General features: G+C 66.5%; 16 protein-coding genes. 8 read left to right on the forward strand and 8 right to left on the reverse strand.

Going from position 1 to position 17,504, the window contains the following annotated elements; translation table 11 throughout:
• Positions 1-60: 60 nt before the first annotated feature.
• From ACOOHP_RS08315 to ACOOHP_RS08340, 6 genes are read right to left on the reverse strand one after another with little or no spacing between them, the layout of a single operon-like run.
• On the reverse strand, positions 61-1,536 hold the full coding sequence (locus ACOOHP_RS08315) for a class I adenylate-forming enzyme family protein (RefSeq protein ID WP_420465983.1): 1,476 nt from the start codon (positions 1,534-1,536) through the stop codon (positions 61-63).
• On the reverse strand, positions 1,533-1,853 hold the full coding sequence (locus ACOOHP_RS08320) for a 2Fe-2S iron-sulfur cluster-binding protein (protein WP_420465984.1): 321 nt from the start codon (positions 1,851-1,853) through the stop codon (positions 1,533-1,535). The genes ACOOHP_RS08315 and ACOOHP_RS08320 overlap by 4 nt, the downstream gene beginning before the upstream one ends.
• Before the next feature lie 14 nt (positions 1,854-1,867).
• Positions 1,868-3,154: a cytochrome P450 gene (locus ACOOHP_RS08325; protein WP_420465985.1), complete on the reverse strand. Its 1,287-nt coding sequence runs from the start codon at positions 3,152-3,154 to the stop codon at positions 1,868-1,870.
• A 32-nt stretch (positions 3,155-3,186) separates the two neighbouring features.
• The gene (locus ACOOHP_RS08330) at positions 3,187-3,606 is read right to left on the reverse strand and encodes a nuclear transport factor 2 family protein (protein WP_420465986.1); all 420 of its coding nucleotides are present in this window, start codon (positions 3,604-3,606) and stop codon (positions 3,187-3,189) included.
• Between the two features lie 48 nt (positions 3,607-3,654).
• Complete coding sequence (locus ACOOHP_RS08335; RefSeq protein WP_420465987.1) at positions 3,655-4,635, reverse strand: phosphotransferase family protein; 981 nt, start codon at positions 4,633-4,635, stop codon at positions 3,655-3,657.
• 7 nt (positions 4,636-4,642) lie between these two features.
• Positions 4,643-5,806, reverse strand: coding sequence for a hypothetical protein (locus ACOOHP_RS08340; protein WP_420465988.1), 1,164 nt, complete (start codon positions 5,804-5,806; stop codon positions 4,643-4,645).
• 206 nt (positions 5,807-6,012) lie between these two features.
• Here ACOOHP_RS08340 and ACOOHP_RS08345 point away from each other — a divergent pair, with 206 nt between their 5' ends.
• The 5 genes from ACOOHP_RS08345 to ACOOHP_RS08365 all read left to right on the forward strand — a co-directional run bounded on the left by ACOOHP_RS08345 (position 6,013) and on the right by ACOOHP_RS08365 (position 11,386).
• Positions 6,013-6,915 (forward strand): helix-turn-helix domain-containing protein, encoded by a 903-nt coding sequence (locus tag ACOOHP_RS08345; protein WP_420465989.1) that lies wholly within the window; start codon positions 6,013-6,015, stop codon positions 6,913-6,915.
• A 38-nt stretch (positions 6,916-6,953) separates the two neighbouring features.
• Positions 6,954-8,318 carry a TrpB-like pyridoxal phosphate-dependent enzyme gene (locus ACOOHP_RS08350; protein WP_420465990.1) on the forward strand — a complete coding sequence of 455 codons (1,365 nt, stop codon included), beginning with the start codon at positions 6,954-6,956 and terminating at the stop codon, positions 8,316-8,318.
• Positions 8,319-8,436: 118 nt separating this feature from the next.
• Positions 8,437-10,566 carry a molybdopterin-containing oxidoreductase family protein gene (locus tag ACOOHP_RS08355; RefSeq protein WP_420465991.1) on the forward strand — a complete coding sequence of 710 codons (2,130 nt, stop codon included), beginning with the start codon at positions 8,437-8,439 and terminating at the stop codon, positions 10,564-10,566.
• 18 nt (positions 10,567-10,584) lie between these two features.
• Positions 10,585-10,890, forward strand: coding sequence for a DUF362 domain-containing protein (locus ACOOHP_RS08360; protein WP_420465992.1), 306 nt, complete (start codon positions 10,585-10,587; stop codon positions 10,888-10,890).
• Between the two features lie 256 nt (positions 10,891-11,146).
• Positions 11,147-11,386: a hypothetical protein gene (locus ACOOHP_RS08365; RefSeq protein ID WP_420465993.1), complete on the forward strand. Its 240-nt coding sequence runs from the start codon at positions 11,147-11,149 to the stop codon at positions 11,384-11,386.
• Between the two features lie 16 nt (positions 11,387-11,402).
• Here the strand turns inward: ACOOHP_RS08365 and ACOOHP_RS08370 are convergent, their stop codons facing one another.
• Both ACOOHP_RS08370 and ACOOHP_RS08375 read right to left on the reverse strand, forming a co-directional pair.
• On the reverse strand, positions 11,403-12,317 hold the full coding sequence (locus ACOOHP_RS08370) for a DMT family transporter (protein ID WP_420465994.1): 915 nt from the start codon (positions 12,315-12,317) through the stop codon (positions 11,403-11,405).
• A 152-nt stretch (positions 12,318-12,469) separates the two neighbouring features.
• The gene (locus ACOOHP_RS08375; protein WP_420465995.1) at positions 12,470-13,948 is read right to left on the reverse strand and encodes a flavin-containing monooxygenase; all 1,479 of its coding nucleotides are present in this window, start codon (positions 13,946-13,948) and stop codon (positions 12,470-12,472) included.
• A gap of 207 nt (positions 13,949-14,155) precedes the next feature.
• Here ACOOHP_RS08375 and ACOOHP_RS08380 point away from each other — a divergent pair, with 207 nt between their 5' ends.
• From ACOOHP_RS08380 to ACOOHP_RS08390, 3 genes are all read left to right on the forward strand, one after another.
• Complete coding sequence (locus ACOOHP_RS08380) at positions 14,156-15,721, forward strand: AMP-binding protein (RefSeq protein WP_420465996.1); 1,566 nt, start codon at positions 14,156-14,158, stop codon at positions 15,719-15,721.
• A 141-nt stretch (positions 15,722-15,862) separates the two neighbouring features.
• A complete protein-coding gene (locus ACOOHP_RS08385) occupies positions 15,863-16,651 on the forward strand; it encodes an SDR family NAD(P)-dependent oxidoreductase (RefSeq protein ID WP_420465997.1) in 789 nt (262 codons plus the stop codon).
• A gap of 59 nt (positions 16,652-16,710) precedes the next feature.
• A complete protein-coding gene (locus tag ACOOHP_RS08390; protein WP_420465998.1) occupies positions 16,711-17,493 on the forward strand; it encodes an SDR family NAD(P)-dependent oxidoreductase in 783 nt (260 codons plus the stop codon).
• Positions 17,494-17,504: the final 11 nt, after the last annotated feature.

Consider the following 17,504-nt stretch of genomic DNA (forward strand, 5'->3'; position numbering starts at 1 on the left):
CTGGACCCCGGATTTCGCTGCGCTGCATTCGGGCTGCGCGGGCCGCGGGCGTTTGAACGCTCATGATTTCGTTCCCTCGATGACGATGCGGCGTGCTTCGCGCCGCAGAATTTTCCCGACCGGGCTTTTCGGCAGATCGGCGAACACGCTCACCCCACGCGGGCGCTTGTAGCCGGCCAGGCGTTCGGTGCAGAACGCCAGCACCTCGGCTTCGCTCAACGCGCTGCGCAGTGCGATCACCGCATGCACGCGATCACCCCAGCGCTCGTCGGGCAGACCGACGACGGCCGCCTCGGCAATTGCCGGGTGCGCGAGCAGGACATCTTCGACCTCACGCGGGTAGACGTTGAAGCCGCCGCTGATGATCAGGTCGTTCTTGCGATCGACCAGGTAGAGGAAGCCGTCCGCGTCCAGATAACCCATGTCGCCGGTACGCAGCCAGCCATCGGCGGTGAACTTCTCGGCGCTGTCCTGCGGACGCTGCCAGTAGCCCTTCATCACGCAAGGCCCACGCGCCAGCACTTCGCCGGTTTCGCCTGCCGGCAGTTCACGGCCGTCCTCGTCGCCGATACGCACGCCGACCAGGGAGTAGGCGCGGCCCGCCGAACCCAGCCGATCATGATCCTCCGGCTGCAGGCAGGTGATGCACATCGGCGCCTCGGCCTGGCCGTAGATCTGCACGAACACCGGGCCCAGCATGTCGAGCCCGCGTTGCAGCACCGTCGGCGCAATCGGCGCCGCGCCGTAGACCAGCCGTCGCAGCGCAAGCTTCCTGCGCGCCAGGCTGGGCTGGTCGAGCAGCATGGAGATCATGGTCGGCACCAGGAACGTGGCAGTGGCACGCTCGCGGTCCAGTGCCTCGACAAACGATTCCGGATCGAACTTCGACAGGATCACGTTGCGCGCGCCGCGCAGCAGGTGCGGCAGCAGATAGCCGCCGCTGCCGTGCGTCACCGGCGCGCCGTGCAGCATGGTGTCGCCACGGCGGATGTCGGGCAGCACGTCGATCAGGAAATTGCTGATCTCGGCAATCTCGATGTTGGTCGTCAGCATCACGCCCTTGGGCTTGCCGGTGGTGCCACCGGTGTAGGCCAGGCGATACAGGTCGTCGAGTTCGCGGGCGACGCGGCACGGCCCGCCGTGTGCGCTTTGTTCCATCTTGCGCAGCGCATCGAGGGTGACGACGCGCTCGGCTTGCGGGCCTTCGCCGGCTTCACGCAACAAGGCAACCGCACCCGAGTCCTGGATCTTGTATTCGTGATCGGCGCGGGTCTCGCGCGGGTTCAGCGCCACGCGCACCAGGCCGGCCTTGGCCAGCGCGTAGTAGGCGATGACCGACTCGCTGTTCTGCGGCAGCAGCACGGCGACGTGATCGCCGGGCTTGAGTCCGGCGGCGAGCAGGCCATGGCCGACCTTGTCGGTGGCTTCGTCGAACTGCTTGAAACTCAGCGAGCGCCGGGCGTCGACCAGGGCGATGTCGTCGCCGTACCGGATGGCGGCGCGGCGGATCAGATCTCCAATTTCCGCGCCGGTCAATGCTGTGACGCGGCGATGTGCACGATCAAGCCATCGAGCGCTTCGGTCAGCGGCACCTGGCAGCTCAGGCGGCTGGTGGGCTGGACCTCGTTGGTGCAGGCCAGCATGTCTTGCTCCAGCACGTCCGGTGGCGCCAGGCGCCCATACCACTGCGGGTCCACGTGGCAATGACAGGTGGCGCAGATGCAGTTGCCGCCGCAGGAGGCCTCGATGCCGGGCACCAGGGCATCGACGGCCACCTGCATCAGGCTCTGACCGGCGCTGGCCTCGACGGCGTGCTGTTTGCCGGTGGGATCGACGAAAACGATCTTGATCATGGGGCTAGGTGCGCTCAGGGACGTTCGGCATGGCGCAGCCAGGCATCGACGCCGGCTCCGCGAGTGGCCAGCCGCGGCTTGCCCGGTTCGAACACGATGGGCACGCGCGACATGCCTTGCACCTGGCCCTTGGTCCAGAAGCGCGGTGCGTCCATGTCGATGTGGTAGTCGGGGATGCGCGACAGGAACTCGTTGAGCACCACCCGCGCTTCCATGCGGATCAGGTGCTGGCCCAGGCATACGTGCAGACCGGTGCCCAGTGCCAGATGCTTGTTGCGCTCGCGATCCGGAATGAAGACGTCGGGATGCGGGAAGGTGCGCGGATCGCGATTGGCCACCGGCAGGTTGATCATCACCTGCTGACCGGGCTTCATCGTGCAGCCACCGATGGTCACTTCGCGGCGCACGGTGCGGCCGATGGGCGCGGGCGTGTAGTAGCGCAGGAATTCGTCCACTGCGGTGTTCATCATCGCCGGCGTGCGTACCAGGCGTCGGCGCAGCTCCACGTCCCAGCCCAGGCGCCACAACGAGGTGCCGATGAGCTTGGCCGAGTTCTCGATGCCGCCGATCAGCAGCACCGTCGAAAAACCCAGCAGTTCCTTGTGACTCAGGCGCTCGCCGTTGACTTCGGAATTGATGACCTGCGACAGGATGTCGTCGCCGGGCTCCTTCTTGCGGCGCTCGATATTGCGCTCGAAGTACGCGTACATCTGCTCGATCTTCGGGATCGCCGCGGCGCGATCGTTGATGAATTCGTGGGTGAGTGCGGTGGTCCAGCTATCGAACATCGGACCGTCTTCGGGCGGAAAGCCCAGCATCACCGCGGTGAGTATCGACGGCACCGGATCGGCCAGGATGCGGCCGACATCGGCGCGGCCGCTTTCGATGAAGCCGTCCATCAGCTCATGCACCGCAGTATGGATGGCGTCGCTCAGGGCGGTGACGCTGCGCGGCATGAAGGCCAGATTCACCAGACGCCGGGCGCGCATGTGTTCCGGCTCGTCCTGCTCGGCCAGCATCAGCGGCTCGGTAACGGCGTACTTGGGGAAGATGATGCCGTCGTTGGAGAAATTCTCGGCGTCGCGGTCGATGCGCTCGCAGTCGGCGTAACTGGTCACCACCCAGAAGCCGCCATGCTTTTCGCTCCAGCCCACCGGGCGGTCGGCCGCCAGCGCAGCATCGCGAAAGGCTTCGTAATAGGCGAAGGGCGTGCCGTCCGGCCCCAGCGGCGTGTCGAGATGATCGTATTCGGCGTAGAAGGACTCGACGTCGGCGACCAGTTGGGGGGTGGGTGCATTCATGGCGTTTCTCCGCTTGGCAACGTGAGCCGGCTTCAGCCGGCGGTCCGTAGCTGGTTCTGTACGGTGAGCAGGTCCCAGTAGTCGCGTTCTTCGACGACCAGTCCGTCGGCGTCGAAGCGGAAGACCGAGTTGCCGCGCACGCTGAAGCGTTTGCCCGGCGTGGCCTGGCCGACCGAGAACAGGTCGAGTTCGCCCATCACGCCCTGCCAGGTCCACTCGACCACGCCTTCGCGCTCGTTACCCAGGTAGGCGCTGGGGATGAACGGGTGGCTGCCCGCGGCGGGCACGAAGAAACCGCCGAGGAAGCCGGCCACCGCGTCCCAGCCATTGAGGTCCAGTCCCAGCGGTACGTCCGCGAAGCGCACCTGCGGGTGATACATCTTGCGCAGTCCTTCGAGGTCGCAGCGGTTGAAGGTCTGATTCAGCCAGCGATCCGCCCATGCCATGTTCATTGCCTGCTCCTCCTGCCGAATCGGGTCGGCGTCGTTGTGTTGACCCCGTCAAGGCATCGCGACGCGACGCCTGGCGAGGTCCAGATACAGCGGCACCACCGCGCCCCAGCTCGCAAAGCGCGGGTCGGTGGCGCGGCCGGTGCGCGACAGGTGGAATCCTAGCGCGATGATGGCGGTGACCTTGCATAGGGCAAGCGCTTCATAGCGGCGCATATCGCGGGCCACCCGATGGGTGGCGTGCTGCCATTGGTCGATCACCCGCGCTCGCGACCACCAACCGTCCAGCTCGAAGCCGGCGTTGGCAAAAGACACCTCGCCCTGGTCGTAGAACTGCAGCATGTAGCCGAGATCGGTGAGCGGTTCGCCGACGCCGGCCATCTCCCAGTCCAGCAGGGCCTGCAGCTGCGGGCCGCGCCACAGGCAGTTGCCCTGCTTGGGATCGCCATGCACCGGCGTCATCGGCCCCGACGCGGCGGGCGGATGTTTGAGCAGCTCATCGAGCAGTTCGATCAGCCCGGGCTCGCTTTCGGCCTGCACGGCGACGTCGCGCCAGTGCCGGATCTCCTGCTCGACGCTGCGCGAGCCCGGCGGCATCAGCGCCGCGGGCAGCCGGTGCAGGGCGTAGACCGCGCCGGCCCACTGACTGCACATGGAAGCGACCGTGTCGGCGCCGGCACGCTTCATCCAGTCCGGTGCCACGTGATCGAAGGCCTCGCCATCGAAGCGCTGCATGAGGAAGAAGGCATCGCCGATGACGTCGGTATCGGTGCACAGCTCGTACACCCTGGGCACCGGCGGGCCGTCGGCCGCCTGGCCGACCGCGTCGAGGATGGCGTGCTGCTGCGCCATGTCGTAGGGCGGCAGCAGGCCTTCTTCCGAGGGCGGCATGCGCAGGACGCGGTCCAGGCCCTCGATCAGGTAGGTCTCGTTGGAATGGCCGGTGGACAGCGCCACGATGCGCGTGATCTGCGCGCCATCCTTGAGATAGCCGCGCAGGCCACGGGTCATCTGCTCCAGATCGCGCGACATGGTCGCCTCAGATGAACGAGTTCTCGCGCGTCAGCCCGTACTCCGGCCATTCGCCCACGACCTCCGACTCGAAGATGCCGTAGCCGGTGGCGTCGCCCTCGCGCAGTCGGATCACGCAGTCGCGCACCTGATGAATGCGTTCCAGGGTTTTGCGGTCCAGGGTGTCGGGCACGTGCTCGCCGTCCAGGAACAGGTCGCCGCGATACATGCCGTGCTTCTTGCCGTCCAGACCCAGATACAGCGCGCAGCCCAGGTGAAAGCCGCTCTCGCCCATCACCTCGACCTCGACCGTGCGGTTCTCGCCGTTGAGCAGGTCGAAGTGGATGCGACCGCCCTGCAAGCGTCGCGTGTAGTCGTCGTACTTGAGTTCCGGGCGGATGCGCGCGATGCGTTCCTGCGAGCCATCCTGATGGTTGCGATAGCCTGAGAAATAGAAGGGCTTGCGATCGCGCATCTGCAGATAGAAGTGGTACTCGTAGCGCTCGCCGTCGGGTCGCTCCATGAACATCGGCGACCAGTTGAGCAGGAAGTCCATGTGCGCCATGTCCTTGTCGCCCCAGTCGCGCGCGGGCTTGAGGTCCACCGGCGAGGCGCCGACGTCGAGGCGCACGCCCCAGGAGTGGTCGCGGAACGCGATCCAGTCGCGGGTGGTCACGTCCTGCTTCTTGCCCTCCACCGACAGCCAGCCCTTGACTGTGCCGGCCTGGTGGTAGCGCACGATGTCGGATACCGCGCGATAGCCGTGCTCGTCGTGCTGCAGATGACGGTCCTCGCAGAACGGCGGGTTGAGCGCCGAGAACTCCACCTCGAACGCCACCGGCTGGACGTCGTTCTCGTCCAGGCGCACGCGCAGCTTCTTGAGCGGCTCGACGATCTCGTAGCTCAGCGGACCGACGCCCATCGTCACCGGGTCGCTAGACAGCAGGCGCGAGCCGCGCACCGTCCACTGCTGGCGTCCGCGGGAGATGCCGCCAAAGCCGTCGAAGATGTTGCGGTTCTGGTACTTGCCCAGACCGAAATCGATCTGGATCGAGCCGTCCTTCTTCGGTATCGAGAACCAGATCTTCTCGGTCCAGCCGAGGTCGGACTCGTTGACGCGTCCCATCAGGTTCGCGGTCTGGTGGTGCAGCAACTCGTCGGCGGGCAGCGGGCGGCCGAGGTTGGGGGTCATTTCGAGCCTCCAGGATCAGGTAGGGAAGCCCCATTCAAGATCGCCGGCGCCTGCGGGTCTTTCGAAATCGTCGCGCCGTTTTCGAATTCGACTACGCACGTCTTTCGCGGATGGAATACGGGCGCGGTCTTGCCGCCGCCGCCCGGGAGGTGTAGACAGACGTATCGTCCTGAACCCAAAGCAGGTTCGGGCGAAAGCGAGGAGACATGCAACCATCTTCACCGCCGATCACCGCATCGCCGCCCGGACGCTTCGCCGCCTCGGGTCGCGCCATCGTCCGCTCGGTCGGTTTTGCCCCGGAACTGTCGAGCGAATCGGCCGGTTGGAACAGCTTGGCGCTCTACGCCTGGCGTGGGCAGTGTCAGGAGGCCGCGTTCGAGCCGTTCGAGGAGCCGGTCATCGTCTATCACGTCGGTGGCGCGCAGACGGTGCCGGTGCGGGTGGGCGGCAAGTGGGACCGGCAGACCCATCCCGGCCTGGTGACCATCATTCCGCCAGCCACGCGCATCGGCTGGGACATCCGCGGCGAAGTGCATTCGCGCTCGGTGCACCTGGGTTCGCGTTTCTTCTCCGCGGTTGAGGGAGTCGGCTCGTCGACCTCGTCCATCCGGTTTCGTTGCGGCGTACAGGACCCGCTGCTGATTTCGGCCATCGCGGCGCTGGAAAGCGAGCTGCGTCAGCCGCAGCAGCACGGCACGCTGTATGCCGACTCGGTGTCCGACTGCATGGCCCTGCACCTGCTGCGCGAATGCGCAGGCGCATCCATTCCCAAGCCCAACCGGCGCGGCGGATTGTCCGCTCCGCTGTTGCGACGCGTGCTGGAACGCCTGGAATCCTGCATCGAAACCGGGGTGTCGCTGCAGGCGCTGGCCGACGAGGCGCGCCTGAGTCGTGCCTATTTCTCCGCCGCATTCCGTCAGGCCACCGGCTCGTCGGCGCATCGCTACCTCACCCAGCGACGCCTGGCCCGGGCGCGCGAACTGCTGCGCAACACCCGCCTGCCGCTGGCCGAGATTGCGCTGCGCTGCGGATTCTCCAGTCAGGCTCACTTCACCGAATATTTTCATCGCGAGGTCGGCGTGACGCCGAGTCAGTTCCGGCACGCTTGAAGATCACGCCCAGAAGAACCACTGCCCGCTTCAGGACCATGACGCCGCTCAGGATCGACCTCGCACCCAACGACATTCCAACCCACTGGTACAACGTCGTCGCCGATCTGGCCAACGCGCCGGCCCCGCCGCTGGGGCCAGACGGCAAGCCAGTCACGCCGGAGGCGATGGGCGCGATTTTTCCGGGCCCGATCCTCGAGCAGGAAATGTCGGCGCAGCGCTGGATCGCCATCCCCGACGAAGTGCGTCAAATTTATGCGCAATGGCGACCGTCGCCGCTGATCCGTGCGCTGCGCCTGGAGCAGGCGCTCGGCACGCCGGCCAAGCTGTTCTACAAGTACGAGGGCGTGTCGCCGGCGGGCTCGCACAAGCCGAACTCGGCGGTGCCGCAGGCCTACTACAACAAAGTCGCCGGCACCCAGCGTCTGACCACCGAGACCGGCGCCGGTCAGTGGGGCTCGTCGATCGCCTACGCCGGTCAGATGTTCGGCCTGCCGGTGCGGGTCTACATGGTCAAGGTCAGCTACCAGCAGAAACCGTTCCGGCGCTCGATGATGCAGACCTGGGGCGCGGAAGTGTTTGCCAGCCCCACCGATCGCACCCAGGCGGGTCGCAATGCGCTGGCCGCCGATCCCGATTCGCCCGGCTCGTTGGGACTCGCGATTTCGGAAGCGGTGGAGGAAGCCGCCGCCGATCCGGCGGTCTGCTACACGCTCGGCTCCGTGCTCAATCACGTGGCCTTGCACCAGACCGTCATCGGGCTGGAAGCCAAAAAGCAGTTCGACAAGCTGGGCCTGTATCCGGACGTGATCTTCGGCCCCTGCGGCGGCGGTTCCAGCTTTGCCGGTATCGCGTTTCCGTTTCTGGCAGACAAGATGGCGGGCGACAAGAGGGCGCAGCACCTGCGCTGTGTGGCGGTGGAGCCCACGTCCTGTCCAACCCTGACTCAGGGCGCCTACGCCTACGACTATGGCGATGCCTCGGGTTACACCCCGATCATGAAGATGTACACGCTGGGCCACGACTTCATGCCGCCCGGCATTCACGCGGGCGGACTGCGCTATCACGGCGACTCGCCGCTGGTGTCCCAACTGCTGCACGAGCGGCTCATCGAGGCGCTGGCGGTGCCGCAGGTGGCGACGTTCTCGGCTGGTGTCGCCTTCGCCCGCGCGGAGGGGATCATTCCGGCGCCGGAGTCCTGCCACGCGATCCGGGCCGCGATCGACGAGGCGTTGCGCTGCAAGGAGCGCGGCGAGCCCAGGACGCTCCTGTTCAATCTGACCGGACATGGACATTTCGACATGGCCTCGTACGACAAATACCTCTCGGGGCAACTCGAGGACTACGCCTACCCGGTCGAGGCGATCCGGCAGTCGCTGACGCGCTTGCCGAAAGTCGGCTGAGCCGCGCGCCGCGTAGCGGTGGCTCGTCCCGATGGACGGGCCTGAGGCGGCTGACGCATTCTTGGCGGACCCATCACGCAGCTGCGGTGCCGACCGCGGCCACGAAACGAGAGGAACCATGCCGACCATGCTCCCACAAGACGCCACGGTGCTCGGCGCCTGTCCGCACGACTGCCCCGACACCTGTTCGATGCTGGTCAAGGTGCAGGACGGTCGCGTCACCGGCGTGCAGGGCAATCCGGTCCATCCGTTCACGCAGGGCCGGCTGTGTGCCAAGACCAGTCACTACCAGGAGCGCGTGTATCACCCCGAGCGCGTGCTGTATCCGCTGCGCCGGACCGGCCCCAAGGGCTCGGCGGAGTTCGAGCGCATCTCCTGGGACGAGGCGCTGGAGACCATCGGCGCGCGCTGGCGCGACATCATCGCCAGTGACGGTCCCAGCGCAATCCTGCCGTACAGTTACCTCGGCACCCAGGGGCTGGTAAACGGCCTGACCGTGGGCGATCCGTTCTTCAACCGGCTCGGCGCCACGGTTTCCGAGCGCACTTTCTGCGATTCCGGCGCCTCCACCGCCTACATCATGACCCTGGGCCCGACGCCGGGCATGGACCCGGAGAGCCTGCAGCACTCGCGCTTCATCATCCTGTGGGCCTGCAATCTGCTCAGCACCAATGCGCACCTGTGGCCGTTCATCGATCACGCGAAGAAGAACGGCGCCAAGGTGGTGGTGATCGACCCCGCGCGCACCGGAACCTCGGCGATGGCCGACCAGCACATCCGCGTGCGCCCCGGCACCGACGGCGCGCTGGCGCTGGCGCTGATCCACGTGATCGTCAACGAGGGCCTGCTCGATCGCGATTATGTGGATCGCTACACCACCGGCTTCGACGAGCTGGTGCCGCACGTCGCGCAGTACACCCCGGAGTTCGCGGCGACACAGACCGGCGTCGACGCCGAGGTGATCCGCACGCTCGCGCGCGAGTACGCGGCGGCGCAGCCGGCGGCGATCCACATCGGCGTCGCCATCGAACGCTCGGCCGGTGGCGGACAACTGGTGCGCGCACTGGCCTGCCTGCCGGCGCTGGTCGGCGCCTGGCGCAAGCCCGGCGGCGGCCTGCTGCAACTGCCCCTGTGGGCGTTTCCGGTGCGCTGGGACGTACTCCACCGTGCGGACCTGATCCCGCCCGGTACGCGCGTGCTCAACCAGTGGCAGCTCGGTCGTGCGCTCACCGGCGACATGGCGCTGGACCCGCCGATTCGCTCGCTGTGCGTATACAACAGCAATCCGCTGGTGGTGGCACCCGACCAGCTCAGGCTGAAGGAAGGCCTGGCGCGCGACGACCTGTTCACCGTGGTCAGCGACCACTTTCTGACCGACACCGCGCGCTATGCCGACCTGGTGCTGCCGGCGACGACGCAGGTCGAGCAGGTGGATCTGATGTTCTCCTGGGGTCATCTCTATCTCACCTTCAATCGCCCGGCGGTGGCGCCGCAAGGCGAGGCGGTGAGCAATGCCGAGCTGTTCCGCCGGCTCGCAGCCACCCTGGGCTTCGACGATGCGTTCTTCCAGCGCAGCGACGAGCAGATCCTGCGCGAGGCGGTGGACTGGGACAGTCCGGTCATGCAGGGCATTTCCATGTCGTTATTGGAAACCCAAGGCTGGGCGCGGCTGAATCTGCCCGCCGCGGACGTGTTCGCGCCGCATGCCGAGGGCGGGTTCCCCACGCCTTCGGGCAAGGTCGAGATCAAGGCGTCGATGGCGACGGGTGGCAACTTCGTGCTGCCGACGTTTCGTCAGGGCTACAACGAGCATCAGGATGGCTCGCCGGTGGCGGCGCTTCCAACTTACGTGCCGCCGCGCGAATCAGGCCCGCAGCCCGACGCGCGCTACCCGCTGGCGATGATGTCGCCCAAGAGCCATGCGTTTCTCAACTCCACCTACGGCAACCACCGGCGTCAGGCCGCACGCGAAGGCGAGCAGAAGATCTTTCTGCATCCCAGCGACGCCGATACACGCGGCATCCGCAACGACGACGCCGTGCGCGTCTACAACGAGCGCGGCTCGTTCATGGCCGTGGCGCGGATTGGCGAAGAGACCATGCCCGGTGTCGTGATCGCGCCGATGGGGCACTGGGTGGCCACCTCGCGTGCGCAGGCCACACCGGCAGCGCTGAACCCCACCGCGTTCGCCGACCTTGGCGCCGCGCCGACCTTTTCCGACAATCGCGTCGAGGTGGGCTTAGCCTAGCCCGCACGAGGTTCGCACATGCCACATGTGATCACCGACAACTGCCAGGCCTGCCGTTACACCGAGTGCGTCGGCGTGTGTCCGGTCGACTGCTTTCATGGCTCGGCCGATCGTCTGTACATCGACCCGGACGTCTGTATCGACTGCGCTGCCTGCGTGCCGATCTGTCCGGTCAAGGCCATCAGCGACAGCTTCGACCTGGAGTCCGGTGCCGAAGCGCTGATCGAACTCAATCGCAGACGCGCGCGCGAACTGCCGGTGGTGGCTGACCAGTGCGATCCGCTGCCCACCGCCGCAGACCGCCGGCTGGCGCTGGGCTATTGAACGGCGCGACCCCGCGCGATCGGGGCCTCCACACCGAGTGGGCCGGCGCGGTGATCCGAAAAGCGGAGGTTAGTCACGGATCACACGGACGAACACGGATCAAAACATCAACCTGCTGAGCATCGTTGCGTCAGCGATTGAGCGACTTGATCGGCGCTCGCAAGTAGCCGATTTTCGATCCTTGTCATCCGTGAAATCCGTGGCAACCGGTTTTTCGCAGGATAATGCGCGCCCGCAAAAGCCAAGGGCCATCGTCGTGACACCTGAACCCCCCACGCCAGCCGGGACGCCCGCGCCCAAGCGCCTCAACTCGTTCCAGATCCTGGGCGCGGTACTGTCCGCGGCCGGCGGTGTGCGCGGCATCAGCAAGCGCGGCAGCAGCATTGCCGACGCCAGCACCGGTGCCATCCTCGGCGCCATCCTGATCTTCTGCGCAGTGCTAGGCCTGGGGCTCTACGCCTTCGTGCATGCCATCGAGGCGTCGGTCGCCAGCTAGCCCATCGCTGCGGGCCTCAGCCCTGCGCGGCTGCCGCCAGGGCGCGTCGCGACAGATGCGACTTCAGCGCCACCACCGCACCGGATGCTGCGATCACGCCCATGCCGACCAGGCTGGTCAACGGCGACATCTGCCCGAACACCAGCCATCCGAGCAGCGCGGCCCACACCAGTTGCAGGTACATCATTGGCGCCAGCATCGATGCCGGTGCGTAGCGGTGCGCGGCGGTGAACAGGAAATGGCCGGCGCCGCCGAGCACGCCCATGCTGAGAAACAGCAGCACCTGCAGCGGTGTCGGCGCGTGACCGCCCCAGAACCACGGCAGCGAAATGCCGAACAGGATGGAGCCCACCAGCGCGGTGTAGAACAGCAGCGCCACCGTGCGTTCGGTGGTGGCCAGTACGCGCGACAACAACTGGTAGGCTGCGATCACGCTCGCCGCGCACATTGCGTACGCCACCCCCGCGGGATCCAGACCACCGCCGGGACGCGCGATCATCAGCACGCCCGCGAAACCGGCAGCGGCTGCCGCCCAGCCGACCTTGCCGACGTGCTCGCGCATGAACTGTCCGGCCACCACCAGCACCAGCAGCGGCGCCAGGAACACGATGGCGGTGGCCTCGGCCACCGGCATGCGCTGCAGGGCCAGTCCCATGAACAGCGATGCCGCGGCCAGGCAGAACGCCCGCACCAGCACCAGCCCGGTGCGCTGCGTGCGGACCAGGTCGCGGCCCTGCGTGGGGGTCAGCAGGACCACCATCAGCAGGCAATGCACCACGTAACGCACCGCCATCACCACCGGCACCGGGTAATCGGCGGTGAGGATCTTGGTGGTGGTATCCATGCAGGCGAACAGCAGCACCGCCGCCACCACCAGCAGGGCGCCGCGCACCGGGTGCGAGCCCGTCGATACCGCGGGTGTCAACGCCATTGCCGGTCGGCAGGGCTCACTGGCCGGCGCTGCGATGCCGCCTTTGGGGTGCGTCGATACCACTGCGCTTCGATCATGAGCACGAATGTAGAAGGGCCAAAGCGCAAGTGTGGCAGCAGATGAGGCTGCGCAGGGACGGCGCCGACCCGGCGTCAGGCCGGCGGGTGGGTCCGGATCTCGAACTCCTGCGGATTCCACCGGCCCAGCGCTGCGCGAAATTCGTCGGGTGTGCCGGTCCAGGTTTCCGGCACGCCTTTTTCGTCCATGTACCAGCTCTTGCAGCCGGTGACCCAGATGGTGTCGGGCAGCGCGGCCCAATTCTGCTTGATGAACGCGTCCATTGCTTCTGATTTTGCGGCGACGCTGCGCCAGTTATGCGCGTGGGCGGTGCGGATGACGCTGACGATGTGATCGGCAATCACTTCCGAATACGCGACCGCGCTGAAGTTGCCGCGCGGCGAGAACGGTCCGCCCAGGATCATGAAGTTGGGGAAGCCCGGAACGTGGGTGGAAAGATGGGCGCCGGCCTGCTGTTTCCAGATGTCGCTTACGCTGTCGCCGCGCTCGTTGAACACTTCGATCGGGCGGAAGTAGGCGCGGGTGTCGAAGCCCGTCGCCAGAATCAGTACGTCCAGTGGATGGGTGTTGCCGTCGCCGTCGACCACCGCCTGCGGTTCGACGCGCGCAACATCGGCGCGCACGATCTTCACATTGGGTTGGGCGACGGCCGGGTAGTAATCCCAGGACATCACCAGGCGCTTGCACAGCGGCTCGAAGTTGGGGGTGAGCTTGCCCCGCAGTTGCGGGTCCTTGACCCGGGTCAGGTTCCAGCGGCAGCCGCCCTGCAGCAGCTTGCGCTGCCAGCCTGGCCGGATGACCGCTTCGGCGAACACGCGCTCGAAGAACCACTGGAAGAAGCGCCCGGCGGTTCTGCCGATCCACGGGAAGCGCTTGATCAGTCCGCGCTCGGCGCGGCCGTAGCGGCGATTCATCAGCGGAAAAATCCACTGCGGTGTGCGCATGAACACGGTCAGGTCCACGCCATCCTGCGCCAGCGCGGTGATTACCTGGGTACCGCTGGAACCGGTGCCGATGACGCCGACCCGTTTTCCCTTCAGGTCCAGCTCCTGCGGCCAGCGTGCAGTGTGAAAGCTCGGGCCCTGAAAGCCCTCCAGTCCCGGCAGCTTCGGAATGGCCGGAACATGCAGCGGCCCGGTGGCGGCGACGAAAAATTCGGCGCTGTCTTCCACACCCTGGTCGGTGCGGATATGCCAGCGGCTGCCGTCGAAGCGGGCCTGCGTGACCCGCTGGCCGAAGACGACGTCGCGGCGCAGATCGTATTTTTTGCAGACCTTGAGCATGTACTGCTGCAGTTCCGGCCCGCTGGCCAGGCGTGCGCTCCAGCCCGGGTTGTGCTCGAAAGAAAAATTGTAGTGATGCGAGGGCACGTCGCAGGCGACGCCGGGGTAGCGGTTCTCGCGCCAGGTGCCGCCGACCTCGTCGGCTTTCTCGTAGATCGCCAGATCGGGAAAGCCGGCTTCGCGCAGCTTGATGGCCAAGGCCATGCCGGCTGCGCCGGCGCCGACGATGATCGTTCGTGGCCGCTGCGGTGCAAGGCCTGCGCCGTCCATGGGTGTCGTCCTTCCGGTGGTTTGACTACGATGCGGCGCAGTCTGGGGCGCTCCTGCGCAGGCGTCTTGTGCCGACCGGCCAGGGCGACCGCTGGACGCAAGACAGCCCCGCGCGCGGGCTGCAGCCTGGGCTTGCGCGGCGGGTAGGCCTGCGCCGCGCGCCGCGCGTATCGCCGGCAGACCCGACGCCACAGGAGGCGACAGCGGATGGAGACGCAGACCACCTTGATCAATCGCGTGGCGGTGGGCGACATCGTGCGCCGCGCCGCGGTACTGCACCCGCACAAGACCGCCTTCATCGACGGCGAACGTGTCATCAGTTACGGCGAGCTGGACCGGCGTTGCAACCAGTTCGCGCATCACCTGCGCGGGCGTGGCCTGCGCAAGGGCGACAGCGTGGCCTGCCTGTGCGTGAACTCGCTGGATTTCATCATCGCTGCCTTCGGGATCGCCAAGGCCGGTCTGGTGTGGGTGCCGATGAACGTGCTGCTCACCCGCGAGCAGCTCGACTACATCCTGGACAAGGTGGACGCCAGGCTGCTGATTCTGGATCGCAACTTTCTACCCGTCATGCAGGGGCCGGGGCGGGCCCCGCCATCGATGTTGACGGTCGAACCGGGCGCGGACGACGCCGGCTCTGCTGCGTCCGGCTTCGGGCAGGCGCTGAATGCCCAGCCGACCACCGATCCGGAGGCGGACATCGGTGATCGCGATACCGCCATCGTGATGTTCACCAGCGGCACCACGGCGCAACAGAAAGGCGTGGTGATCAGCCATCTGGCGGTGTATCTGGCGACCCTGAACAACATCATCGATATGGAGATGCAGGCGGACGACGTCACCGTCGCCATGCTGCCGTTCTTCCATTGCGCGCAGCACACCCTGGTCACCTCGTTCCTCCATCGCGGCGCCACCCAGATCGTCATGCGCGGCTTCGACGCCGTGACGCTGATGGATCGCATCACCCGCCACCGCGTCACCTGGTGCTTTGCGCTGCCCACCATGTGGCGCGCAGTGCTGGACCACCCGCAGCGAGACCGGTATCGCTTCGATTCCATGCGCTACGGCCTGTACGCGATGACCCCGATGGACCCCGAAACTCTCAGGCGCATGATCGAGGAGATCTGCCCGCGCTTTGCCCTGAGCAGCGGCCAGACCGAGGTGTATCCGTCCGCGTGCGTGTTCAAGCCCGAGCTGCAGTTCGAGAAGAATGGCCAGTACTGGGGCCAGCAGGCGCTCACCGCCGAGTTCCAGATCATGGACGACGCCGGCCGCCTGCTGCCGCGCGGGCAGGTTGGCGAGCTGGTCGTTCGCGGACCCACCGTGATGATGGAATACCTCAAGGACCCGGAGGCCACGCGTGCGGCGCGCGCACACGGCTGGCATCACACCGGCGATCTGGGCCTGATCGACGACGATGGCCTGTTCCTGTTTCACGACCGCAAGAAGGACATGATCAAGTCCGGCGGCGAGAACGTGGCCTCGTGCTCGGTGGAAGGCGCGCTGCTGGGGCATCCCGGCGTCGCCGCCGCCGCCGTGGTCGGCCTGCCGCATGATCGCTGGATCGAGGCGGTGACCGCCTTCGTGGTGCCCAAGGCCGGCGTCGACGTCAGCGAAGCCGACATCATCCAGTGGTGCCGCGGCCGCCTGGGCCAGCACGAAGTCCCCAAGAAAGTGGTGTTCCTGCAAAGCTTTCCGATGACCGTCACCGGCAAGGTGCTCAAGCACGTGATCCGCAAGGAACATGTGAATCTGTTCAAGACCCCGCCATGATCTGAAGCGCCGGCTCCGGCCGTCAGCCGGTCCGCGCAAGACTCGTGAACTCTCGCCTGCCTAGGCTTATGCAGCGTGGCGTGGGCATCTCGCCGTTTTCGATAATCCGCGTCGCGCTGTCATTTGCCGAGGGACGTGAACATGAGTGATGGCACCGAAAAACCGCGCGGCCGCCTGTCCGGGAAAGTATCGATCGTCACCGGCGGTGCCTCCGGGATCGGCGAGGCCACCTGCCTGCTGTTTGCGCGCGAGGGCGCCACGGTGATCGTGGTGGACATCCAGTCCGACAAGGGACAGGCGCTGGCGGCCCGGATTCGCGAAGGTGGCGGCAAGGCCGAGTTCCTGCACTGCGACATGGCGGTCCACGCGCAGGTGAAAGCGATGATCGAGTACGCCGGCAACACCTACGGCCGGCTCGACGTGCTGGTCAACAACGCCGCGGTGGAGAGCCCGCTGGCGGAGGTGGACACCACCGAAGAAGAGTACGACCGCATCATGGACGTCAACGTCAAGGGCGTGTTTCTGGCCACCAAGTACGCGGTGCCCTTGATGAAGCGCAACGGCGGCGGCTCCATCGTGAACATTTCGTCGGCCTACGGGATGATCGGCAGCCCCGGGTTTGCCGCCTACCACGCCTCCAAGGGCGCGGTGCGGCTGTTGACCAAGAGCACCGCGGTCACGCATGCGCGCGACGGCGTCCGCGCCAACTCCATCCATCCCGGTGCGGTGGACACGCCGCTGCTGCGCGAGGCGATCAACACCAATCCGGATCCGCAGCGCTTCGAAACCACGGTGGCCAACATGCAGCCCATCGGTCGCCTCGGGCGGCCCGAGGAGATCGCCTACGGCTGCCTGTATCTGGCTTCCGACGAATCGAAGTTCTGTGTCGGCAGCGAGCTGAGCATCGACGGCGGCATGGTGGCGCAGTAGCTCGTCCGCTGCGCGCATCCGCGACATTCCAGATAGATCATCGACACGGAGACAGCGCCATGCGCTTCGGCATCGACACCCCCGACTTTCCCGACTCCGGCTGCGCCATCGTCTTTGGTGGCAGCGGTGGGCTGGGCATGGCCAGCGCCGGCCTGATGGCGCAGCGCGGCAGCGCCATTGTGGTCACTTATCGTTCGCGCCGGGACGAATCTCAGCAGTTCGTGGAGCAGTTGCGCGGCCTGGGCTACCGGGCCGAGGCCATGGCCTGCGATGTCACCGATCGCGCGCAGGTGGACGCGGTTTATGCGGGTGCACTGAAGTCCTTTGGTCGCGTGCATACGGTGGTGTCGGCCGGCGGTCTGGTGTTCGATACCGGCCCGCTCGCGGACTTCAGGCCGGAGTCCTTTCGCGGCGTGATCGAGACCGACGTGGTCGGGTTCTTCAACATCGCGCAGGCCGGTATTCCGGTTCTGCGGGAAGGCAAGGGCGGCTCTTTCGTGGCGCTCATCACCTGCGCCACGCAGCGCACGGTGCCGCTGGATGCGCTGTCCGCCACGCCCAAGGCGGCGGTGCAGATGCTGGTGCGTCACATCGCCACCGAAGAAGCGCGCAACGGCATCCGTGCCAACTCGGTGGGGCCGGGCGTGGTCAACGGCGGCATGGTGATTCCCATGATGAAGACCGAAACCAGGAAGCTGCTGGACATGGCAGTGGAGTTCACACCGCTGGGCCGGCTGGCGTCCTGCGAGGAAATTGCCGAGGCCGTGGCCTATCTGGCGTCGTCCAAGGCCGCCTACATCACCGGCCAGGCCTTGATGGTGGACGGAGGCCTGTCGGCCTGACCCGACCCCGG

Origin of the sequence: Panacagrimonas sp., assembly GCF_965216805.1 — a bacterium.
Taxonomy (GTDB): Bacteria; Pseudomonadota; Gammaproteobacteria; order Nevskiales; family Nevskiaceae; genus Panacagrimonas.

Excerpts from the sequence above, each read along its gene's own strand:
- ACOOHP_RS08340 (WP_420465988.1), bottom strand. The coding sequence starts at position 5,806 with ATGACCCCCAACCTCGGCCGCCCGCTGCCCGCCGACGAGTTGCTGCAC.
- ACOOHP_RS08390 (WP_420465998.1), top strand. The coding sequence starts at position 16,711 with ATGCGCTTCGGCATCGACACCCCCGACTTTCCCGACTCCGGCTGCGCC.
- ACOOHP_RS08360 (WP_420465992.1), top strand. The coding sequence starts at position 10,585 with ATGCCACATGTGATCACCGACAACTGCCAGGCCTGCCGTTACACCGAG.
- ACOOHP_RS08325 (WP_420465985.1), bottom strand. The coding sequence starts at position 3,154 with ATGAATGCACCCACCCCCCAACTGGTCGCCGACGTCGAGTCCTTCTAC.
- ACOOHP_RS08375 (WP_420465995.1), bottom strand. The coding sequence starts at position 13,948 with ATGGACGGCGCAGGCCTTGCACCGCAGCGGCCACGAACGATCATCGTC.
- ACOOHP_RS08350 (WP_420465990.1), top strand. The coding sequence starts at position 6,954 with ATGACGCCGCTCAGGATCGACCTCGCACCCAACGACATTCCAACCCAC.
- ACOOHP_RS08355 (WP_420465991.1), top strand. The coding sequence starts at position 8,437 with ATGCCGACCATGCTCCCACAAGACGCCACGGTGCTCGGCGCCTGTCCG.
- ACOOHP_RS08330 (WP_420465986.1), bottom strand. The coding sequence starts at position 3,606 with ATGAACATGGCATGGGCGGATCGCTGGCTGAATCAGACCTTCAACCGC.
- ACOOHP_RS08345 (WP_420465989.1), top strand. The coding sequence starts at position 6,013 with ATGCAACCATCTTCACCGCCGATCACCGCATCGCCGCCCGGACGCTTC.
- ACOOHP_RS08320 (WP_420465984.1), bottom strand. The coding sequence starts at position 1,853 with ATGATCAAGATCGTTTTCGTCGATCCCACCGGCAAACAGCACGCCGTC.
- ACOOHP_RS08370 (WP_420465994.1), bottom strand. The coding sequence starts at position 12,317 with ATGGCGTTGACACCCGCGGTATCGACGGGCTCGCACCCGGTGCGCGGC.
- ACOOHP_RS08380 (WP_420465996.1), top strand. The coding sequence starts at position 14,156 with ATGGAGACGCAGACCACCTTGATCAATCGCGTGGCGGTGGGCGACATC.
- ACOOHP_RS08335 (WP_420465987.1), bottom strand. The coding sequence starts at position 4,635 with ATGTCGCGCGATCTGGAGCAGATGACCCGTGGCCTGCGCGGCTATCTC.
- ACOOHP_RS08385 (WP_420465997.1), top strand. The coding sequence starts at position 15,863 with ATGAGTGATGGCACCGAAAAACCGCGCGGCCGCCTGTCCGGGAAAGTA.